The 19,142-nt window shown below is 38.5% G+C and carries 20 protein-coding genes; 9 read left to right on the top strand and 11 right to left on the bottom strand.

From position 1 onward, the window contains the following. Nucleotides 1-84: 84 nt before the first annotated feature. Complete coding sequence (locus A7P54_RS05025) at nucleotides 85-1,599, bottom strand: NAD(P)/FAD-dependent oxidoreductase (protein ID WP_171548845.1); 1,515 nt, start codon at nucleotides 1,597-1,599, stop codon at nucleotides 85-87. 155 nt (nucleotides 1,600-1,754) lie between these two features. Between A7P54_RS05025 and A7P54_RS05030 the strand changes: the two genes are divergently transcribed. From A7P54_RS05030 to A7P54_RS05050, 5 genes are all read left to right on the top strand, one after another. After that, entirely contained in the window at nucleotides 1,755-2,774 is a 1,020-nt protein-coding gene (locus A7P54_RS05030; protein ID WP_171548846.1) for an AraC family transcriptional regulator, read from the top strand. A 118-nt stretch (nucleotides 2,775-2,892) separates the two neighbouring features. Beyond that, nucleotides 2,893-4,038, top strand: coding sequence for a cell division protein ZapE (gene zapE, locus A7P54_RS05035; RefSeq protein WP_171548847.1), 1,146 nt, complete (start codon nucleotides 2,893-2,895; stop codon nucleotides 4,036-4,038). 288 nt (nucleotides 4,039-4,326) lie between these two features. Then, nucleotides 4,327-6,489, top strand: a complete 2,163-nt coding sequence (locus tag A7P54_RS05040) for a malate synthase G (RefSeq protein WP_171548848.1) — start codon at nucleotides 4,327-4,329, stop codon at nucleotides 6,487-6,489. A 184-nt stretch (nucleotides 6,490-6,673) separates the two neighbouring features. Beyond that, nucleotides 6,674-7,294 carry a 2OG-Fe(II) oxygenase gene (locus A7P54_RS05045; RefSeq protein ID WP_005313478.1) on the top strand — a complete coding sequence of 207 codons (621 nt, stop codon included), beginning with the start codon at nucleotides 6,674-6,676 and terminating at the stop codon, nucleotides 7,292-7,294. A 76-nt stretch (nucleotides 7,295-7,370) separates the two neighbouring features. After that, nucleotides 7,371-8,033: an SOS response-associated peptidase family protein gene (locus tag A7P54_RS05050; RefSeq protein WP_005188056.1), complete on the top strand. Its 663-nt coding sequence runs from the start codon at nucleotides 7,371-7,373 to the stop codon at nucleotides 8,031-8,033. 66 nt (nucleotides 8,034-8,099) lie between these two features. Here A7P54_RS05050 and A7P54_RS05055 read toward each other — a convergent pair whose 3' ends face one another. Together A7P54_RS05055 and A7P54_RS05060 are read right to left on the bottom strand one after the other, a co-directional pair. Further along, nucleotides 8,100-8,564 (bottom strand): MarR family winged helix-turn-helix transcriptional regulator, encoded by a 465-nt coding sequence (locus tag A7P54_RS05055; protein ID WP_004653790.1) that lies wholly within the window; start codon nucleotides 8,562-8,564, stop codon nucleotides 8,100-8,102. A gap of 702 nt (nucleotides 8,565-9,266) precedes the next feature. Then, nucleotides 9,267-10,124, bottom strand: coding sequence for an alpha/beta fold hydrolase (locus tag A7P54_RS05060; protein ID WP_171548849.1), 858 nt, complete (start codon nucleotides 10,122-10,124; stop codon nucleotides 9,267-9,269). Nucleotides 10,125-10,259: 135 nt separating this feature from the next. Between A7P54_RS05060 and A7P54_RS05065 the strand changes: the two genes are divergently transcribed. Continuing rightward, the gene (locus A7P54_RS05065; RefSeq protein ID WP_171548850.1) at nucleotides 10,260-10,715 is read left to right on the top strand and encodes a hypothetical protein; all 456 of its coding nucleotides are present in this window, start codon (nucleotides 10,260-10,262) and stop codon (nucleotides 10,713-10,715) included. A gap of 11 nt (nucleotides 10,716-10,726) precedes the next feature. Here A7P54_RS05065 and A7P54_RS05070 read toward each other — a convergent pair whose 3' ends face one another. Beyond that, nucleotides 10,727-10,987, bottom strand: a complete 261-nt coding sequence (locus tag A7P54_RS05070) for a hypothetical protein (protein ID WP_005204103.1) — start codon at nucleotides 10,985-10,987, stop codon at nucleotides 10,727-10,729. 413 nt (nucleotides 10,988-11,400) lie between these two features. Next, nucleotides 11,401-12,702: a branched-chain amino acid transport system II carrier protein gene (gene brnQ / locus A7P54_RS05075; RefSeq protein WP_005204102.1), complete on the bottom strand. Its 1,302-nt coding sequence runs from the start codon at nucleotides 12,700-12,702 to the stop codon at nucleotides 11,401-11,403. A 359-nt stretch (nucleotides 12,703-13,061) separates the two neighbouring features. Between brnQ and map the strand changes: the two genes are divergently transcribed. Beyond that, on the top strand, nucleotides 13,062-13,856 hold the full coding sequence (gene map, locus A7P54_RS05080) for a type I methionyl aminopeptidase (RefSeq protein ID WP_005313487.1): 795 nt from the start codon (nucleotides 13,062-13,064) through the stop codon (nucleotides 13,854-13,856). A 27-nt stretch (nucleotides 13,857-13,883) separates the two neighbouring features. On the opposite strand, the gene A7P54_RS05085 is transcribed toward map, so the two are convergent. Together A7P54_RS05085 and A7P54_RS05090 are read right to left on the bottom strand one after the other, a co-directional pair. After that, entirely contained in the window at nucleotides 13,884-14,804 is a 921-nt protein-coding gene (locus A7P54_RS05085; RefSeq protein WP_004806707.1) for a LysR family transcriptional regulator, read from the bottom strand. Nucleotides 14,805-14,859: 55 nt separating this feature from the next. After that, the gene (locus A7P54_RS05090; RefSeq protein WP_171548851.1) at nucleotides 14,860-15,288 is read right to left on the bottom strand and encodes a guanosine-3',5'-bis(diphosphate) 3'-pyrophosphohydrolase; all 429 of its coding nucleotides are present in this window, start codon (nucleotides 15,286-15,288) and stop codon (nucleotides 14,860-14,862) included. A gap of 79 nt (nucleotides 15,289-15,367) precedes the next feature. Between A7P54_RS05090 and A7P54_RS05095 the strand changes: the two genes are divergently transcribed. Next, nucleotides 15,368-15,691, top strand: a complete 324-nt coding sequence (locus tag A7P54_RS05095) for a hypothetical protein (RefSeq protein WP_005204097.1) — start codon at nucleotides 15,368-15,370, stop codon at nucleotides 15,689-15,691. 51 nt (nucleotides 15,692-15,742) lie between these two features. Here the strand turns inward: A7P54_RS05095 and grxD are convergent, their stop codons facing one another. After that, nucleotides 15,743-16,084, bottom strand: a complete 342-nt coding sequence (grxD, locus tag A7P54_RS05100) for a Grx4 family monothiol glutaredoxin (protein ID WP_004639270.1) — start codon at nucleotides 16,082-16,084, stop codon at nucleotides 15,743-15,745. A gap of 163 nt (nucleotides 16,085-16,247) precedes the next feature. Between grxD and A7P54_RS05105 the strand changes: the two genes are divergently transcribed. Then, a complete protein-coding gene (locus A7P54_RS05105) occupies nucleotides 16,248-17,462 on the top strand; it encodes an aspartate aminotransferase family protein (protein ID WP_159883484.1) in 1,215 nt (404 codons plus the stop codon). A 61-nt stretch (nucleotides 17,463-17,523) separates the two neighbouring features. On the opposite strand, the gene A7P54_RS05110 is transcribed toward A7P54_RS05105, so the two are convergent. The 3 genes from A7P54_RS05110 to A7P54_RS05120 form a co-directional block, all read right to left on the bottom strand. After that, nucleotides 17,524-17,955, bottom strand: coding sequence for a CBS domain-containing protein (locus tag A7P54_RS05110; RefSeq protein ID WP_005204092.1), 432 nt, complete (start codon nucleotides 17,953-17,955; stop codon nucleotides 17,524-17,526). 138 nt (nucleotides 17,956-18,093) lie between these two features. Then, a complete protein-coding gene (locus tag A7P54_RS05115) occupies nucleotides 18,094-18,471 on the bottom strand; it encodes a DUF2750 domain-containing protein (RefSeq protein ID WP_004806719.1) in 378 nt (125 codons plus the stop codon). 309 nt (nucleotides 18,472-18,780) lie between these two features. After that, the gene (locus A7P54_RS05120; protein WP_004653777.1) at nucleotides 18,781-19,014 is read right to left on the bottom strand and encodes a hypothetical protein; all 234 of its coding nucleotides are present in this window, start codon (nucleotides 19,012-19,014) and stop codon (nucleotides 18,781-18,783) included. Nucleotides 19,015-19,142 lie beyond the last annotated feature (128 nt).

A 19,142-nucleotide genomic window follows, 5' to 3' on the forward strand; every position in this document is an offset into this window, starting at 1 on the left:
CAGATCCATAAAGCGTTGCAATAAAAGAGCACCTTTAAGTTTTAAAGGTGCTCTTGATATTTGGAAGAATTTAGCTATTTCTGCTTAAGCAGCATGGTTTTTTGAATTAACCGCTGTGCTGATAAAATTATAATCAGCAACATTCACTTTACGTGTCTCTAGCCAATATCTCCATGTATAGGTTGGCCATAAAGAAAAGTTCTTACCATCTGCTGCTTGGTACCAACTGCTACAGCCACCTGCTTGCCAGACTGTACCTTTGAGCTGATCTTGAACACGTTGATTGAACTGGTCTTGAACTTCGTGCTTGATCTCAACTGCTTGTGTGTCTGTTTTATCAACGGTTTGAATCAATTGTAGAATATAGTTGACCTGAGACTCGATCATGAAAATCACAGAATTATGTCCAAGAATCGTATTTGGTCCAAGTAACTGGAACAAATTTGGGAAGTTCTTGGTGCTCACACCATAATAGCTTTCCGCACCATCTTTCCATGCTTGCTTAAGCTCTATGCCGTTACGGCCAACGCAATTGAAATGCTTTAAGTAAATGCGTGGATCAGTAATAAAGCCAGTACCATAAATCAAGCAATCAATTTGACGTTCTTTACCATCTTTAGTGATGATACCGTTCTCTGTAATTTCCTGAATAGCATCTGTCACCAATTCAACATTTTTACGGTTGAAGGTTGGGAAGTACTTATTTGAAATAAGAATACGTTTACAGCCCATGACAAAATCTGGTGTCAATTTTTTCGCAAGCGCTTTATCTTTCACTTGATAGCGAATAAAGGCTTCAGCAAGTTTTTGACCATATTTCATAATCTGTGGTTGTACGATTGGTACAACACGTGATTCATTGGTCCAATAGAGACGGGTACGGTGAATCTGGCGATAAATATTCGACGCCTTAAATAAGCGCTTACTTAGCTGAGAATATTTACGCTCATCACGTGGAATGACCCAAGCTGCGGTGCGCTGGAACACATAAAGCTGTTTTACTTCTACTGCGATTTCAGGAATATATTGAATCGCGCTACCACCAGTACCGATTGAAACAACTGCTTTGCCGCTTAGATCGTAATTGTGATCCCATTGCGAAGAATGGAACACTTTACCTTTAAATTTCTCAATGCCTTTGATATGGGGAATTTGTGGCACGTGTAAGGGACCAGACGCAAAGATGACAAATTGAGCCTCAAGAGTTGTCTGATCTTTAAAATCTAGCGTCCACACATTGCGGTTTTCGTCAAACTCGGCATTGGTCACTTCGTGATTGAATTTGCAATAATCTCGAAGTCGGTATTGTTCAGTAATATTTTGAATATAATAAAAAATTTCATCTGCCTCAGCATAGCGTTTTGACCAGTCTGTTTTGGGTGCAAATGAAAGGGAATACATATGTGATTGAACGTCACACGCTGCGCCAGGATATTGGTTTTCTCGCCATGTACCGCCAACATCATTGGTTTTTTCTAAAATTACAAAATCATTGATTTGACTTTGTAATAGTCGAATAGCCATCGCTAAGCCACCAAAGCCCGCACCAATAATTGCAACTTTTGTTTTTTGAATCGCATTTTTGGTTACATCACGCATAGTCTACGTCCTACACAGCTAAATTTTGTGCAAGTTTAACGGTTTTGACGAGATTAAATATGATTGTATAGACGTAAAACTTGATCATTTCGGCAATTCATTTGCACAACGTTTTATAGTAAAACATTAAAGTTTTGAGAACTGCATTCGGACTTATGAAGAGATCTATCCTCGGATTGATGTATTTGATTCAGGGCATGCGTCATGTCGGAATTGACGTGGATGCACGTTTAGCCAATATGGGAATACAGGCCGATGCTTTAGATCCTAGTTCAATTATTCCAGATGAGATTGAATGGGATATTTTGCAGCATATTAGTCAGGATATTTCACCCGAACAAGGTTTATTTATCGGACAACATTATGCGTTAGCGGGTTATGGGCCTTTCCTGATGCTATTGGTTACTAGTGATACCTTGCATAAGGCCCTATTAAATGGGGTTCAGTATCAGCAACTGACTCATCTTTTTGGTTCATTGCAGTTAAAGATAGAAGATGGCTTGATTTATTTACTGTATCGACCGATTGATTTAAGTATGCATTTAGGTCAATTGAGAGCGCAATGCGAAATCTCGGGCACTTATAAGTTTTTACAAGATATCTTTAAGATGATGGGACTTGAAGTCCCTCAAATTCAAATTGAACTGCCATTTCATCGGCCCAAAGATTTAACGCTGCTCGCAGCATATCAAGATTACTATGGGCAAGATGTCAAATTTGGATGTGCGCAAGCTGCTTTTATTTTAGAAAATACACAAATTTTAAACACAAAAATTCCGTCTGCCGATATTTTGACGTATCGCATTTATGAAGAAAAATGCCTACAGGATATTCAACATTTAGAAAAAACTGCCAGTCTCAAATTGACTGTGGTTGAGTATGTTGAGGATTATCTGGAAATGCAAAATGGGGTGATTCCAAGTATGGCGGAAACGGCGTGTGCATTGGATATTCCTGAGCGTACTTTGCGGCATCAATTGCAGCAAATGCAGACCAGCTATAAAGAAATTCGTGAAAGATTAATCAAACAGAAGGCAATAAAGTTTATTGAAAATAGTTCATATTCAATCGAACAGGTGGCCGAAATGTTGGGTTATTCTGAGCCTGCAGCATTTAATCATGCCTTTAAAAGATGGTTTGGACTGAGCCCTCGTCAATATAATCGAAATCATTAAATGATTAAAAATGGTACATTATGATGTTTAAACTCTATGATAATTAAGCCTAAAATCTAATGTCATTGAACGGAATGTTCGATATAATTTTCACCAATTAAAATTGCAATAACACCTTATGTCAAATTCTAAACCAGACTCACATAGCACTGCATTTATCCCAACATCACCTGCCGAGCGTTATGCTCAAGCAATTGAGTCAGGACAATTCATGCCAGATGAAGCACAAGCTCAGGCTGTGCAAGAGTTAGATCGAGTATGGAAAGAGTTACACACTCGCTATAAGGCTTCAAAGAAAGCATTTCGACGTTTCCGTCGTCAGACTTATCCTAAAGGCGTTTATATGTGGGGTGGTGTAGGTCGTGGAAAAACGTGGTTAATGGATCAGTTCTATGAATCTGTACCATTCCGCCGTAAAACACGTATGCATTTCCATCATTTTATGCAACATGTACATAAAGAGTTGAATAAACTTTCTGGCCAACGAAACCCTTTAGATTTGGTTGCTGATCAAATTTATAAGAATGCCGTTGTCATTTGTTTTGACGAATTTTTCGTATCGAATGTAACCGATGCCATGATCTTAAGTGATCTGTTCCAAAAGCTGTTTGATCGTGGAATAACATTGGTTGCAACGTCAAACATTGCACCAGATGGTCTATACAAAAATGGAATTCATCGTGATCGTTTTATACCGACGATTGAGCTGGTGAAGAAGAACTGTAGTGTTCTGAATGTTGACGCTGGGGTGGATTATCGTTTGCGTGTATTGAAGCAGGCGCAATTGTTCAAATATCCATTAACCGATGATGCTCAAGCGTGGTTATCTGGTCGTTTTAAAGCTTTGACACAAACCCAGACACAGTCAAATTCACCGATTATGATCAATAATCGTGTGGTAGAAACTTTAGGTCATACAGAAGATGTATTGTGGTGTGAATTTTCAGAGTTATGCTTTAAGCCACGTAGCCCAGCAGACTTTATCGAAATCGCGAATATCTATAATACGGTTTTGGTGAGTAATGTTCCGCATTTGACCGATTTCCTGTCAGAAGGAACTCGCCGCTTTATTTACTTGGTCGATGAGTTCTATGACCGTGGTGTAAAACTGATTCTTACCTCAGAAGATTCGATTATCGATTTGTATGAAGGTGAGAAACTGGCATTTGAAATTGAACGGACGCGTTCACGTTTATTAGAAATGCAATCGGATGATTATCTACATTCGGAGCATCGACAAATTCAGGTCGCACAGACTTCATAAATGAAAAGGCATTCTTCGGAATGCCTTTTTTTATAAACTTACATGGATAAGGCTTTATTCTTGGTCAAATTTTGCTATAACTAGATGAGTTTGAAAAAGGGAGTGTGTCGCATAAGGATAGTAAAAACTCATTATTTGATATTTTGATAAGTATAAAAAATTGTGTTTGTCAATACTTCTAATGGGGAAAATGCTTACTATTTAGGAATGTGATATTACTATTCAGGCTAGTATAAATCAGTATACTAGAATTCTTGTTATAAAAAGTTAGCACCATCAGGAAAGACAATGACTGCACGTATTCAAAAAGGCAAGCTAGCGATTGCTAAAGAACTTTACGATTTCATCGAAAATGAAGCTTTACCAGGCACTGGTTTAGATAGTGAAACTTACTGGAAAAACTTCGAGCAAGTCGTTGTAGACCTTAGCCCAAAGAACAAAGCATTATTGGCTAAGCGTGATGATCTTCAAGCAAAGATTGATGAATGGCACCGCAATAATAAATTTGAATTAAATGCTTATAAAGCATTCTTAACTGAAATTGGCTACTTGGTTCCAGAAGTTGCTGACTTCCAAGTAACAACTGAAAATGTGGATGAAGAAATTGCTTTATTGGCAGGCCCACAATTGGTTGTACCTGTACGTAATGCACGTTATAGCTTAAATGCTGCGAATGCACGTTGGGGTTCTTTATATGACGCGCTGTATGGCACGGACGTTATTTCTGAAGAAGGCGGTGCAGAGAAAGGCAAAGGCTATAACCCAGTTCGTGGCGATAAAGTTATTGCTTTCGCAAAAGATTTCTTAAACCAAACTTTCCCATTGGCTCAAGGTTCGCATGCAGATGCAACTCAATATGCAGTGGTGAATAACAGTTTAGCTGTAACCTTAAAAGATGGTTCAACCACTTCTTTGGCACATGAATCGCAATTTGTTGGTTTCAATGGCGAAGCTGCAAGCCCAACTGAGATTGTTTTATTAAATAATGGTTTGCATGTGATTATCGAAATCGATGCCAACAGCCCAGTGGGCAAGACAGATGCTGCTGGTGTGAAAGATTTAACACTTGAAGCTGCGGTAACAACCATTCAGGATTTGGAAGATTCAGTTGCTGCAGTTGATGCTGAAGAGAAGGTTGAAGGTTATCGTAACTGGTTAGGCCTAATGAAAGGTGACTTACAAGAGTCAATCGAGAAAAATGGTAAGACCATTACTCGTACTTTAAACAAAGACCGTACTGTTCAGAACCTGATTGGTGGCACGACTAAATTACATGGTCGTTCATTGATGTTGCTTCGTAATGTGGGTCACCTTATGACAAACCCAGCCATCCTTGTTGATGGTCAAGAAGTGTTTGAAGGCATCATGGATGCTCTAGTGACTCCATTACTGACAGTTGCGGATATTCGTGGTCAAAACGAAAACCAAAACTCTCGTAAAGGTTCAATGTATATCGTTAAGCCAAAAATGCATGGTCCAGAAGAAGTTGCATTTGCGGTTGAATTATTTGAGCGTGCTGAACAAGCGATTGGTTTGCCTGCAAAATCACTCAAAATCGGTATCATGGATGAAGAGCGTCGTACCTCTGTAAACTTGAAGAACTGTATTGCTGCTGCGAAAGATCGCACCATCTTTATCAACACAGGCTTTATGGATCGTACAGGTGATGAAATCCATACCTCTATGGAAGCTGCACCAGTTGTACGTAAAGAAGCAGTTAAAACACAAAAATGGATTGCTGCTTACGAAAACCGTAACGTGGCAATTGGTTTAGCATGTGGTTTACAAGGTAAAGCGCAAATTGGTAAAGGCATGTGGCCAAAACCAGACAGCATGAAAGATATGTTGGCGACAAAGACTGCACATCCAAATGCAGGTGCATCTTGTGCATGGGTTCCATCTCCAACGGGTGCTGTACTTCATGCATTGCATTATCACCAGATCAATGTAAAAGCACGTCAAGATGAGTTGGCTGCTGAAAACATGTTGTCATTAGATGACTTGTTAACACCACCATTTGCACCAGAAACAAACTGGACTGCAGAAGAGTTAAACAACGAACTTGAAAATAACTGTCAAGGTATCTTGGGTTATGTGGTTCGTTGGGTAGACCTTGGTGTTGGTTGTTCGAAAGTACCAGACATCAATAACGTTGGTTTGATGGAAGACCGTGCTACTTTACGTATTTCATCTCAACACGTTGCAAACTGGTTACGTCACGGTATCGTAACGCGTGCGCAAGTTGAAGAAGTGCTTAAACGTATGGCAGTGATTGTTGATCAGCAAAATGCTAATGATCCATTGTATACACCAATGGCACCAAACTTTGATGGGATTGCATTCCAAGCTGCTTCTGACTTGATCTTCAAAGGTGCAGAGCAACCATCAGGTTATACAGAGCCATTGTTACATGCTGCACGTTTAAAATTAAAAGGTTATACAGGTGATTAAGTTCATCTAAAATAAAAAAGCCTCTTCGGAGGCTTTTTTATTTGGTATGTAGGGTATGAACTTTAACTGTAAAAATATAGGCTCAATTTAAGCGACTCAATTCAGCTAGAACAGGATAAAACATCATCTTAATGAAATTTTTGTTATAATTCTCGCAGTTTGATCATTTAGCCGAATTATAACGATGTCACAAATTTTAAAATTAGATGCTTTAAAACAAGCGCAAGTTTCTACTTCGCCGTACCCTTACTTTGTCGTAGAAAATTCGATCATAGACAGCGAAGTGAAAGCTGTTATTCAGGATTTTCCAAAGATTGAACAGGGTGGTAGCTACAACATTGAAGATGTTGAAATTAAACCTAATTTTGATCGCTTTTTAAAGTCTTTAGATACTAAAGAATTCCGTCAGATTTTAACTGAAAAATTTGATGTGGATGTGATGGAACATCCGATGATGATCACCTTACGTGGTTATTCACGCCAAAAAGATGGTCGCATTCATTCTGACTCGAAAACCAAACTTCTGACTATTCTTATTTATCTAAATGAGTCTTGGGATGCACCTACAGGTCGTCTACGTATCTTGAATGATGAAAAGAACATGGATGACTACGTCGAAGAAATTGATGCGGGTCCCGGTACATTGGTTGCATTTAAAGTGACTGATAATGGTTGGCATGGTTATGTACCTTTTGAAGGACAGCGTCAGTCAATTCAAATTAATTTTTTAACCAGCGATAAAGCCAATGCCAAGCACCGCTTTATCCACGGTTTAAGCGCAAAAATGAAAAAGTTATTTGGCTAATTTATGCAATTAGAAAGAGGAGGCTTGATACCTCCTTTTTTTAACTTTGTTTTTAAGGATAAATACTCAACAAACTATGTGTGCCAACTATAAACCATTAACAGTCGAGCAAGCTCAACAGCTTGGTTTACCTTTGATTCCATTTGAATATGGGGAAGAAGTTTACCCAAGTTATACAACGCCTTTGCTATTTAAATCAGAGCAAGGGCTGGAGTGGCGGGAAGTATTGTTTGGTTTGGTACCAAAATGGTCGGAAGATACCAATATTTCCAAGCATACTTATAATGCTCGACACGAAACCATTTTTCAGAAACCTAGTTTCTTGGAGGCTGCTTCCAAGTGCAAATTTGGTGTTATTCCTGTTTCCGAGTTCTATGAAAGTAAATACATAGATAATAAGCCTCAAAGATGGGGTGTACGCCGTAAAGATGGAAAGGCTTTCTTTATCGCGGCTTTATATGAGATCAGAAAGTTGGGCGATCAGGTGATCCGTTCGGCAACCATGCTTACGATGGATGCCATAGACCATCCGATGATGAAAGACTTTCATGAGCCGGGAGATGTAAAGCGGTCAGTAGTCGTTATTCCACATGAACGTTTAGATGAATGGTTAAGCTTAAAACAGCCACATCAGCTCTATGAATTTATGCAGGGTTTTCCTGTAGAAGAATTTGAGTGTTCCCATGTTCCTAAAGCAAAGATTGTAAAAATAACACCGCAACTGAATATGTTTGATTGAGCTTAATATTTGAGTTGATGAGATTAAAAAAGGCTTCCTATTGGAAGCCTTTTTTGGATCAGTTGCTTAGCGCGCAAGATTTTTAAACATATGGCGCAGAATTTCCATTGTTTTTTCAATTTGCAATGGCGTTAAGCCATCAAATGATTGTTCGAGGATAACTGAGGTAAGATCATTGATTTTGGTAATCATTTCCTGACCTTTGTCTGTTAGATAGACGCGAGTGATACGACCATCTTCCTTGCATGAATACGTATCGATATAGCCTTCATCTTTGAGGCGATAAACAATCTTGGTTGTGGTCGACATTTTGGAAATGACCATGTCGGAAAGCTCCGACACACTGGCATGAGGTTTGACATGCAAGGCAATGAGAATACGGCGACGAGAATTGTCTAAGCCATATTTTTTGAGCACGTTATCGATATTTTGAACGTACTGAGCATTTACTTGAGAAATCCAGTAAAAAGGAAAGTCTTCCAGGTTAAATGAATCGGCTGTAGGTAAAAAACGCGCATATTTTTTTGGCATCACTTATTTCCTATACTTGCACAAGGAGCCACTCCTAGTCGCTCCTAGATTCCATGAAATGTCTATAACTTGCCTGTTAAAAAAATCGATCCTCTGATTTTTTTAGCATTCCATTTTTTAACAAATCTGTTCAAAGATAACGGTGAAATTATCTTTATTCTGAATGAATAAGTCATCATAAAATTCACATAAATCAGCTATTAATGATGTACTATCCAGTCGTCTTTCCTTTAAGGTTGTCCTACAGCCTAGCATTACTGCTTATTTGTAGAATAATCATATTGTAGAAAAAAAATACGATTTTTGACGTGACATTTTTATAATATTTTCTGTCTAAAATGTCATAAATATACGAAATCAATATATTTATAAAATAAATAACGCTTAAAAAAATAGCGAATACAACTATTTGAATTAATCAATTGGTTAAAATATAGCACATAAAAATTTTTAAAAAAGTTGAATAAATACATTCTTTATCACATTTTTTCGATGAAATTTTAAAATTTGCAGCTTTGAATAGATTTTGATGGGTCAATTGAGATATAAATTTGGTGTGTAGAACGAATAGTGAGAAATCAAAAAAAGATATGAAAGGGGTAACAATTGAGCTTCGGAGATTAAATAGATAAAAAGACGCATCTAAACAGGATTACAGGTTTAGATGCGTAAAGTGCAAAATTGTGATGACTGATGTTTTTCTTAAAGCTTAAGTTCACTTTCCATTAGGGGCCATAGCTTTTGATGTGACTTTTTAAACATCGACATATGTCCAATTTGTTTGTAGCCATGTTGTTGTGGATTCAGTTCAATTAATTTGGTTGGTGCATTGGGGTATAAGCGCAATAGATCTTTGACATTGGCTTGGGTGGCAATTTCATCATCAGTTGCCCAAAAAGAAGTAATCGGGCATTGAATCTCTTGATGATAATCTTCGAAGATACTTTTACCAATTGCATTCATGACATAACCAGGTTTACTGCAAAACTCAGCCCATTGTTTTGCAACATTTTTAGGGAGGTTTTCTCCCATCCCAATAAATTGAGTTGCGCCATAACCTTTCAAGAAGCTAGAAACTGGGAAAATAACGTTAAACATAACGGGCGCAAGGATTTTAGTTTTACCTTTCAAGCCTTTGACATAACCTGTAGAGCCAGCGATCGCCAAAACCTTAGCAACCTTGTTATAGTTTGAAGTAATCCCAAGTAATTGCCCACCAGCACTATGCCCAACAATAATCACTTTTTCAGCTTGAGTTCGCTCTAATAAGGTCTCAATTGCGGCTGGAATATCATAAATTCCCCAGTCATTTATACTGGCCGTAGAATTCTTGAGCGGGCCGTGAAGCGATTCACCTATACCGCGAAAATCAAAACTTAAAACGCTATAACCTTGTTGGTTAAGCCATTCTGCGAAAGCATGATAGAAATTTTTGGTAATGCCTGTCGCTGGACAAATCAAGATCGGGTAGGGTTTGGTATGATCTTGTGCAGGATAAAATTGTGCGGCAAGTTGATAGTCATCTTTGCAGCTCATCCAAAAAGATTCATAACTCTTCATTAGAAAGATACTCTTATATGTGCATAGTATTACTTTACACAAGTTCTAAAAAGAAACTCGTTTAAAAAATGACTTAAAAGTCAAATTTTATGTAATATACGCACACAAAAGGAATTTTTTAGTTTCGGGGATTGTATGTTTGTTTTAAATGCTGCAACACAGCTTGCTATTGTATTTAGTGGGATTTTTCTATGGGTGGGGATGCTGACTGGAGTTTGGAAATATTATCAAATTAGACAAACAGCGCAGGCAAGAGCACATTATTATGTCGATATTGCACATCGGAGTAGTCTGCTTTACGCGGCAGCCAGTCTAATTTTAGCAGCATTAAGTTTTTTTACAGTTCTATCTGATTCAATCGCATTATTTTGTGTTGTTGCAAATCTATTCTTCTTTGCGATGTCGATTTTAATCTATATTTTGCATGGATTATTAAGAGATACAACCAATCAATTCAAACAGCCGCATCAAGTGGGGAAATGGACTTTACCAGCATGGTGTATGACGTTGATGATGTTGAGTTTAATTCTTGTAGAGTTGGGTGCAACTGGGATTTTAGTATTGGGAACTATTGCTCAATTTTTACATTAAAAAATGGATGATCACTCATCCATTTTTCCTAAAGAATTTTTTTGGCGCACTGCGCTTAACTGTCGAAACTTTCGATCGACGATCGCCCACATACAAAAGGCCAGAGATACAATCAATGCATATGCAAAATATTCGGGTTTTAAATTACCTTTAATTGTGCCTTGAAATAACAACGTGACCATTAAGGCAAGCGTTGTAGTTGCATATACGATTGAATCATTTGCCTTCAGAGCGTTAATGAAGACTTGCTTGTTGAAATGTATTGATAACATCTCCATCCCTCCTTGTTGTGACGACAAAACCATGTGTTTTTGTCTGAATTGTTTTTTAAGTTGTACTGCTATTTTCTGAGCATTTCAATAGGGATAGTGACTATTTTGAAAATAAATTTCTAAATGTATTGATTTATATAACTTTTAAGTATTTTTTATATTGATTTATACTATTTTTTAGTAAAATATTAGCCATTATTTTTACATTTTGAAAAATTTGCCAATCAACTAATTCAATTGAAATAGTCGTTTTAGATCACGAATAAAGACATTGAGGCATATTTGACAGCGTCAGCTTTAAATTAAGAAAAGAAAGATTTGTCGTAAACAAAAAATGAGCGTTGGATAAAAGAACATTTCTTGTATAGCTAAAATCATGTTTGGGTAAAACATCATTTTAACGACAAATCATTTTAATCTTTAGATGCTGATACGCGATCGACCACAATTGCAAAAACAAGAACGATCAGCGATGGCAGTAACCATGCGAGATTTTGTTCGTTCAATGGTAGGTGCTGAATAAAAGTCGGTAATTGCGCAGTAAAACCAGCCGCTTTAATTGCTTCAAAAATACCAAAGAGGAAAGCAACAGCAGTCACAGATCCAACCACGATGGACGGATTGTTCCAACGTTTCCAGAAGAAGCTGAGCATGATCACAACAATCGCTGGCGGGTAAATTGCACTGAGTACAGGAACTGAGATTGCAATCAGCTTTGTTAGACCTAGATTAGAAATCAACAAAGAAAAGCCAGTCAGGATAAAAACAAGTAACTTATAAGATAAGCCTGTTAATTCGGTAAAATATTCAGCGCAAGCACAAGTAAGGCCAATTGCGGTTACCATACATGCAAGGAAAATTAAGATAGTTAAGAAATACGATCCGTAATCACCAAACGCGTGTTGTACATATGCATGCAGAATGATTGCACCATTGGCTGCATTAGGTGCGACTTCATGACTGCCTAAACCAAGTTTAAACAAGCTGACATACACAAGCGTGAGCCCAACACCCGCAATCAAACTTGCGATAATGGCATATTTGGTAATCAGTTTTGTATCTGTTACACCACGTGATTGGATCGCTTGAATAATTACGATACCAAATACCAGTGCGCCTAAGGTATCCATGGTCAAATAACCACTAACGAAACCTTCAGAAACTGGACTTGCGATATAGTTGTTGACTGGTGCTGAAATCATACCTGTAGGGATCGCAAATGCGGCGATACCTAAGATTGCCAAGGCGATGATTTTCAAAGGTGCCAGTACATGACCAACCGTATCGAGTAGTTTATTTGGATACAGTGAAACTGCAGTCACAAATGCAAAATACACAATACTATAAATAAGAAGGCTGCTACCTGATGTACCAAAATACGGTGCGAAGCCAATCTCATAAGAAACTGTTGCAGTACGTGGTGTTGCAAACAGTGGACCTACAGACAAATAGCAAACAATGGTGAGCAGTAAGCTAAAGAAGCGTCCAAGTGGAGAGCTGATGATTTCGATTGAACCTTTCATGCGAGATAAGGCCATAATCGTAATGACAGGCAAACCAACTGCGGTAATTAAGAAACCGAAGGCCGCAAGCCAGACATGTTCACCAGCCTGCTGAGCAACGATTGGAGGAAAGATAATATTGCCTGCGCCAATAAATAACGCGAAGGTCATAAAACCTAAAGCAATGATATCTCCTGTACGAAGTTGATTCATAAAGAGGGAGGCATAAAATAAAAGTGCGAAGTTTAGAACAAAAATGCGTTCTTTTGAAACTAATTTATGTGAAATTTGGTTGATTTTTGACTAAAAAGAAATGATGAAAATCATATAATTAGTAATGGTAAAGCTAATGTGTTGAAAAGCTTTCCAAAACTCGGAAATGCAGAAGGGTATAGATTCTTTCCTATTGGCCTAACTGAATTTAAATATCAAAAATAAAATGCTCTTTTAGTCTTAAATAGATTGAAGATTTCAATGGGAAGGCGTACAAATATTGAAATACTTTATGCAGTCCCCATATTAATTTTTCTGCATGTGATTTTAATCTGATTGATGAATAAGGAAAATCTCGAATGAGAGCTTCTACTGTGACCATTAAAACTGAACAAGATCTGGAGAAATTACGTATCTCTGGGCGGTTAGCGGCACAAGTGTTAGAAATGATCGGGCCTTATATCAAGCCTGGCGTTTCAACTGAATATTTAGATGATATCTGTAATGATTATATTGTGAATACGTTGCAGGTGATTCCAGCCAATGTGGGCTATCACGGTTTTACCAAAACGACCTGTATTTCTGTCAATGAAGAAGTGTGTCACGCCATTCCTTCCGCGAAAAAGATTTTGCAAGAGGGTGATATTTTAAATATCGATGTTGCTGTGATCAAAGATGGTTATTTTGGCGATACCAGCCGAATGTATTTTGTTGGTGAGCCAAAGCCTGAAGCAAAAAAACTGGTTGAAACCACTTATGAAGCGATGTTAGCGGGTATTCATACAGTGAAACCTGGGGCAACTTTAGGTGATATTGGCTATGCCATCCAATCTGTTGCACAGCGTGAAGGTTATAGCATTGTGCGTGAATACTGCGGACATGGTATCGGCCGTATTTACCATGAACAGCCGAACATCTTGCACTACGGTCAGAAAGGTCAAGGTTTGGTCCTAAAAAAAGGCATGGTGTTTACCATTGAGCCGATGGTGAATGCTGGAAAACGCCATGTCCGAGAGCTGAATGATGGTTGGACTGTGGTGACACAAGATAAATCATTGTCTGCTCAGTGGGAGCACATGGTTGCTGTAACGGATGATGGTTTTGAGCTATTAACGCCATGGCCGAATGGCACAGGACATTATCCAGCCGTTTAAGTTATCCGATAAAAAAAAGCGCGATTTCTAATCGCGCTTTTTTTTAGTTGAGCATTGGGTAAGTTGTTCAACCAAATAATCAATAAAAACACGAACAGCGGGCAATAGACCGCGTCTCGATGGATAAACTGCGTGGAAAATACCGTGTGGTGCCGTCCATTCGGGTAAGACAGTCACAAGTTGCCCTGTTTTTACAAAGTCTTGGGCAATACTGTCGGGAAGCAGGGCGATCCCACAGTTTTGAGTGGCTAATTCCGCCAGCATCAGTAAATTTGAACCCATAATCACGGGGTTTACTTTGATTTTTTTCTGCTGATGGTCAGGGCCTGTCAACAAGAACTGTTGATCGAGATGATCTTCTGCCATGCTGATAATACGATGTTCTGCCAGTTGTTCAGGCGTAGTTAGATTACCAAACTCATTTAAATAGGCTTGGCTGGCAAAAAGACGTTGTTCAATTGCTTCAAATTGACGTAATACTAGGTTCGGATCGTCATCTAATTTAGATCGAACACGCAACGCCAGATCGACACCTTCGTTGATGACATCAATACGGCGGTTGCTGATCATCATTTGCACCCGAACTTCAGGATATTTCTTCAAAAAGGCGGGTAGGATTTTCGCCATCTGATTTTGAGCAATATCGACTGGTACACTGACTTTGATGACACCACGTGGCTGACTACTCAAATGATTGACCACATCATGCGCTGCTTGGGCTGCATTCATCATCACTTGTGCATGTCGGTAAACATCCATTCCAATATCAGTCACGGCAAAATGACGTGAACTACGTTGAATCAGACGCACGCCTAATTGTTCTTCGAGATTGTAAACCCTACGGCTGAGTTTAGATTTAGGAATGTCTGTTGCACGTTCAGCAGCACTAAAGCCACCATGTTCTACAACCAGCGCGAAGCAATAAAAATCATCTAAATCCGTTAGCATTACGCTATAAACTCCAGCTTATTGTGATCAAGTTAAATGAATATAAAAGTGATTATTAAACATTGTGGGCTAATAATATAGCCTGAACCTGCTGATATTGTTCCATTCGCTCAAAATCTTTTGCGGTTGGCGATGGAATTCGAGATAAGTCCATATTGTCAGTGATATCAGCCAATTTCACAACACGTGCCAAAGGGTTTTGTACAGTGCGCTGAGCGGCTTCGATTCGAGACTCACCATCCTGTTTTGTGAGTGCAACGATTGCATCGATAATGTGTGCCTGGAATCCTAAAGCTTGTAAATCTGCAATGCTTGTTTCTGTATCTTCTAAGACATCGTGCAGAACAGCAATGATCTTATGATCCATACTGGGTACATTCAGCATCACTCTGAGTGGATGTAAAATATAAGGGGCATTGGCTTTGTCGACTTGGCCCTCATGTTGTTTTGCGGCAAATGCAATCGCTTGTTCTAATGTCGCCATCAGCTAAATCCTCCGCTTCAAGATAGATTAGCGCGTCATATTCTTTTAAACTGGCTGAAATTTTTTTCGCTTAAGTATTATGTCATATCAACTTATCAATATTGTCGATGCGACTCAAAACATTGTATGTCCTTTTTGTCAGCATGCTGTCCTCGACTGGGATCAGGAGCAGTATATTCAACCTTGTGAACATACGCTATTTATGGCAATGGATTTAGGTTTTGAATTTATTGCTGATCGTTTTGAAGAAGTTTTACCCCAGTCAGTAGATGAAATTCATGAAGATCCAAATATGAATATTTTTGCTAGTGTTACTCAAGCTCACTATGCCGACATGCACATTTATAAAGCAGATTTAGGTGTAGAAGGGTTATTCCGCTATGTTGGATTTAGTCAACATTAAAATCCTTCCAATAAAAAAGCCAATCATTTGATTGGCTTTTTGCTTATCAGCTTATGCTTCAGGCGCTGGGCTGTACTGTTCAACTAATGGTTTTAACTCACCATTTTGGAACATTTCAAGCATGATATCGCTACCACCGATTAACTCGCCATTGATCCATAATTGTGGAAAAGTAGGCCAGTTCGCAATTTGAGGTAAAGTTGCACGAATATCTTGATTTTCCAAGATATTTACATAGGCAAATGGACGACCAATTTGGCTAAGTGCTTCTACTGCACGAGCAGAAAAACCACATTGCGGGAATTGTGGAGTGCCTTTCATGTAAAGTAAAACAGGGTGTTTCGCAATTTGATCACGAATTAACGCTACTGTATCACGCGCTTGTTCCGTCATAGATAGATCCTCAACTAATCTCCTTGCATTATACCTAAAAAAAAGCGTGGCGGAGGATTGCGAAAGATTTTTCTTATATAAATGTGACTTTAGGCTTTCAATCTACGCAAGTTTTTGCTTATATAACTTTTTTCACCACAACTACTGATAGATTGAGTTTGTTATGACTAATATCACTCTTGCTCCTGTGCAACCTGATCAACCATCACATCTTATGGCAACCTATGGTCGCCAAGCGATCAGCTTTGTACGAGGACGAGGGGCGTATCTATATACGGCAGAGGGTACAGAATATTTAGATGCGTTAACGGGGATTGCTGTGTGCGGTTTAGGACATGCACACCCTGTTATTGCAGAAGCGATTGCTGAACAAGCTGCGACTTTGGTGCATACCAGTAACCTATATGAAATTCCTTGGCAAACAGCTGCAGCACAGAAACTGGCAGAAGTTTCAGGGATGGAAGAAATCTTCTTTTCAAATAGTGGTGCTGAATCAAATGAAGGTGCGATCAAAATTGCACGTAAATTTGGTGCTCAACAAGGCATTGCATACCCTAAAATTTTAGTCGCCGAACAATCTTTCCACGGCCGTACACTTGCAACCTTATCCGCAACAGGCAATAAGAAAGTACAGGAAGGCTTTGCGCCCTTGGTTGAAGGTTTTATTCGTGTGCCGTTTGGAGATGTGGAAGCAATTCAAGAAGCAGCCATCAACCATCCAGATATTGTTGCTATCCTGATTGAGCCTATCCAAGGTGAAGGCGGCGTGAATACCGCACCACAAGGGTTTAGTTACTTAGAAGATGTACGTGCGCTATGTAATCAACATAATTGGTTGATGATGCTAGATGAGATTCAAACAGGGAATGGCCGTACAGGTAAATACTTTGCTTATCAACACACCAGCATTATTCCTGATGTCATGACAACGGCTAAAGGTTTAGGGAATGGCTTCCCAATTGGTGCCGTCATGACACAAGGTAAAGCCGTGGGTTTACTGGGTGCAGGTAGCCATGGTTCAACTTATGGTGGAACAGTGTTAGGTTCACGTGTGGTATATACCGTGCTTGATACTCTGGAAAAAGAAAATGCAGTTGAGAATGCTGCTACAGTGGGTGCCTATATTGTTGATCAACTCAGAGCACAATTGGCCGATTATAACGTTCAAGTGCGTGGCTTTGGCATGATGATTGGAATTCAGCTGCCAAAAGACTGTGCTGAACTGGTTGCGATTGCACGTGATGAATATAAGCTGATTATCAATGTAACGGCAGGTTCAGTGGTACGTTTATTACCACCATTAAACATGACACAAGCACAAGCAGATGAATTGTTAAAACGTCTTGTGCCTGCTATTCAAAATTTCCTTAAAGCTTAACGAAACAATATCTATTAAAAAAGGGCAATCAACTTGCCCTTTTTTATGTCTGATTAAATCTTTAACCAGAAATATATTGTTGAAGCTGCTCAATCAGAATACGTTGATCGTCCATCGCAGCTTTAACTAAGTCTCCGATAGAGATAAAGCCAACTAACTTTTCTTGATCAAGCACAGGTAAATGACGTAAATGACGGTCAGTCATCAGGTTAAGGCATTCTTCTACCGTATGGTTTAAACCTACAGAAATTACTTTTGATGTCATAATGTCTGACACAGGCGTATTGTTTGAAGAACGTTCCATTAAAGCAATCTTACGGGTGTAGTCACGTTCAGAGAAAATTCCAACGACTTTCTCATCTTCGGCAACGACTAAAGCACCAACACCTTTTTCTGCCATAATTTTAATTGCTTCAAGTACAGTCGCATTGGGTGAAATGGTGAAAATTGATTGTACTGCTTTATTCTTGATGACTTGAGCAACGATTGTCATTGTTTATCCACCTGTGTTGTATTGTCATTTTCATTTAACTTAACGGTATTTTTTTTAAATGCAAAGCCCTAATTTCATTCCAATGATAACTTTTCTTCATGAGTGTCTAAAAAGTCATCATTGGAATAGAGAGAATAATTAAACCGTCACTGCTGATTGATGTGGCATAAAGAAGAAATGCTGCATTTGCTGAGTTGAAAGTTTAAATTTACGATGTGAAGAGTTAAATAAAGCAGGTTCAACTTGTAAACGGGTTAAAGTTGGAAGCAAGGACTCATGGAAATCTTTCGGCGTAATCTTACGTGGTGTGTAGTTTTTCCAGTGTGCTTTAGCATAGCGATGAGCTTGTACGCCGTTCAGCCAAAAGGGGAATACATGACCATCTTGATCCGATTTGATTGCCCAACCCTGATGGTATAAACCCCAAAGAACGCCACAATACATCATTGTTTTTAGAATTGAAATTTTAAACATCAACTCACGTGAGACTGGTTGGAAATGGCTAAAACGATACATGTTATTAAACTAATATTCTTAAACTTATGTTTTATTATAAGAAAGATAGATGGCAGTTATGTTTAAACAATTGATCTAAATCGTAAGCAAATATTGTAGGTATCTAATCTACGCAACTAAAGCTTTGATGAAGCATAAGTTAGAAATGTGAAAGAACCATGTTAATTCGTTTTATGCAGGTATTAAAAAACGCCACCTGAGCAAGACAAAGCGACTAAAGCTTTGGTACAGCGCAAGTCAAGAATATGAAAGAACTATGTTAATACGTTTTATATAGGTATTAAAAAACGCCACCTAAGTGACGTTTCATTATGCTTGTAAGGTTGCCATCTTCTGCCAATACTGTGCTTTCAAGGAATCACGTTCTACTCGGAAGCCTTGATAATACAACTCTGCTAAAAATAATGCCGCTTTACCGTGACCTGCTTTAGCTACTTCTTCAAGCTCTTTCACTGCATCTTGGAAGTTTTTTTGCGATTGAATTGTATTTACCGCATTTGCATATACATGCTCTAGTTCATGGTGTGTAAATTGTTGAATCATATATAACTCCTTATTTTAATTATGATTACCGCAAATTCTATTCAAAGTTACTCTACTTTGAATTTAAGCTACTTTAACTTAGATTTGTTAAATTATTATGACAAAATTGATTGAATTGTCAAATATAT

Source organism: Acinetobacter sp. Ac_3412 (assembly GCF_013072675.1).
Classification (GTDB): Bacteria; Pseudomonadota; Gammaproteobacteria; order Pseudomonadales; family Moraxellaceae; genus Acinetobacter; species Acinetobacter higginsii.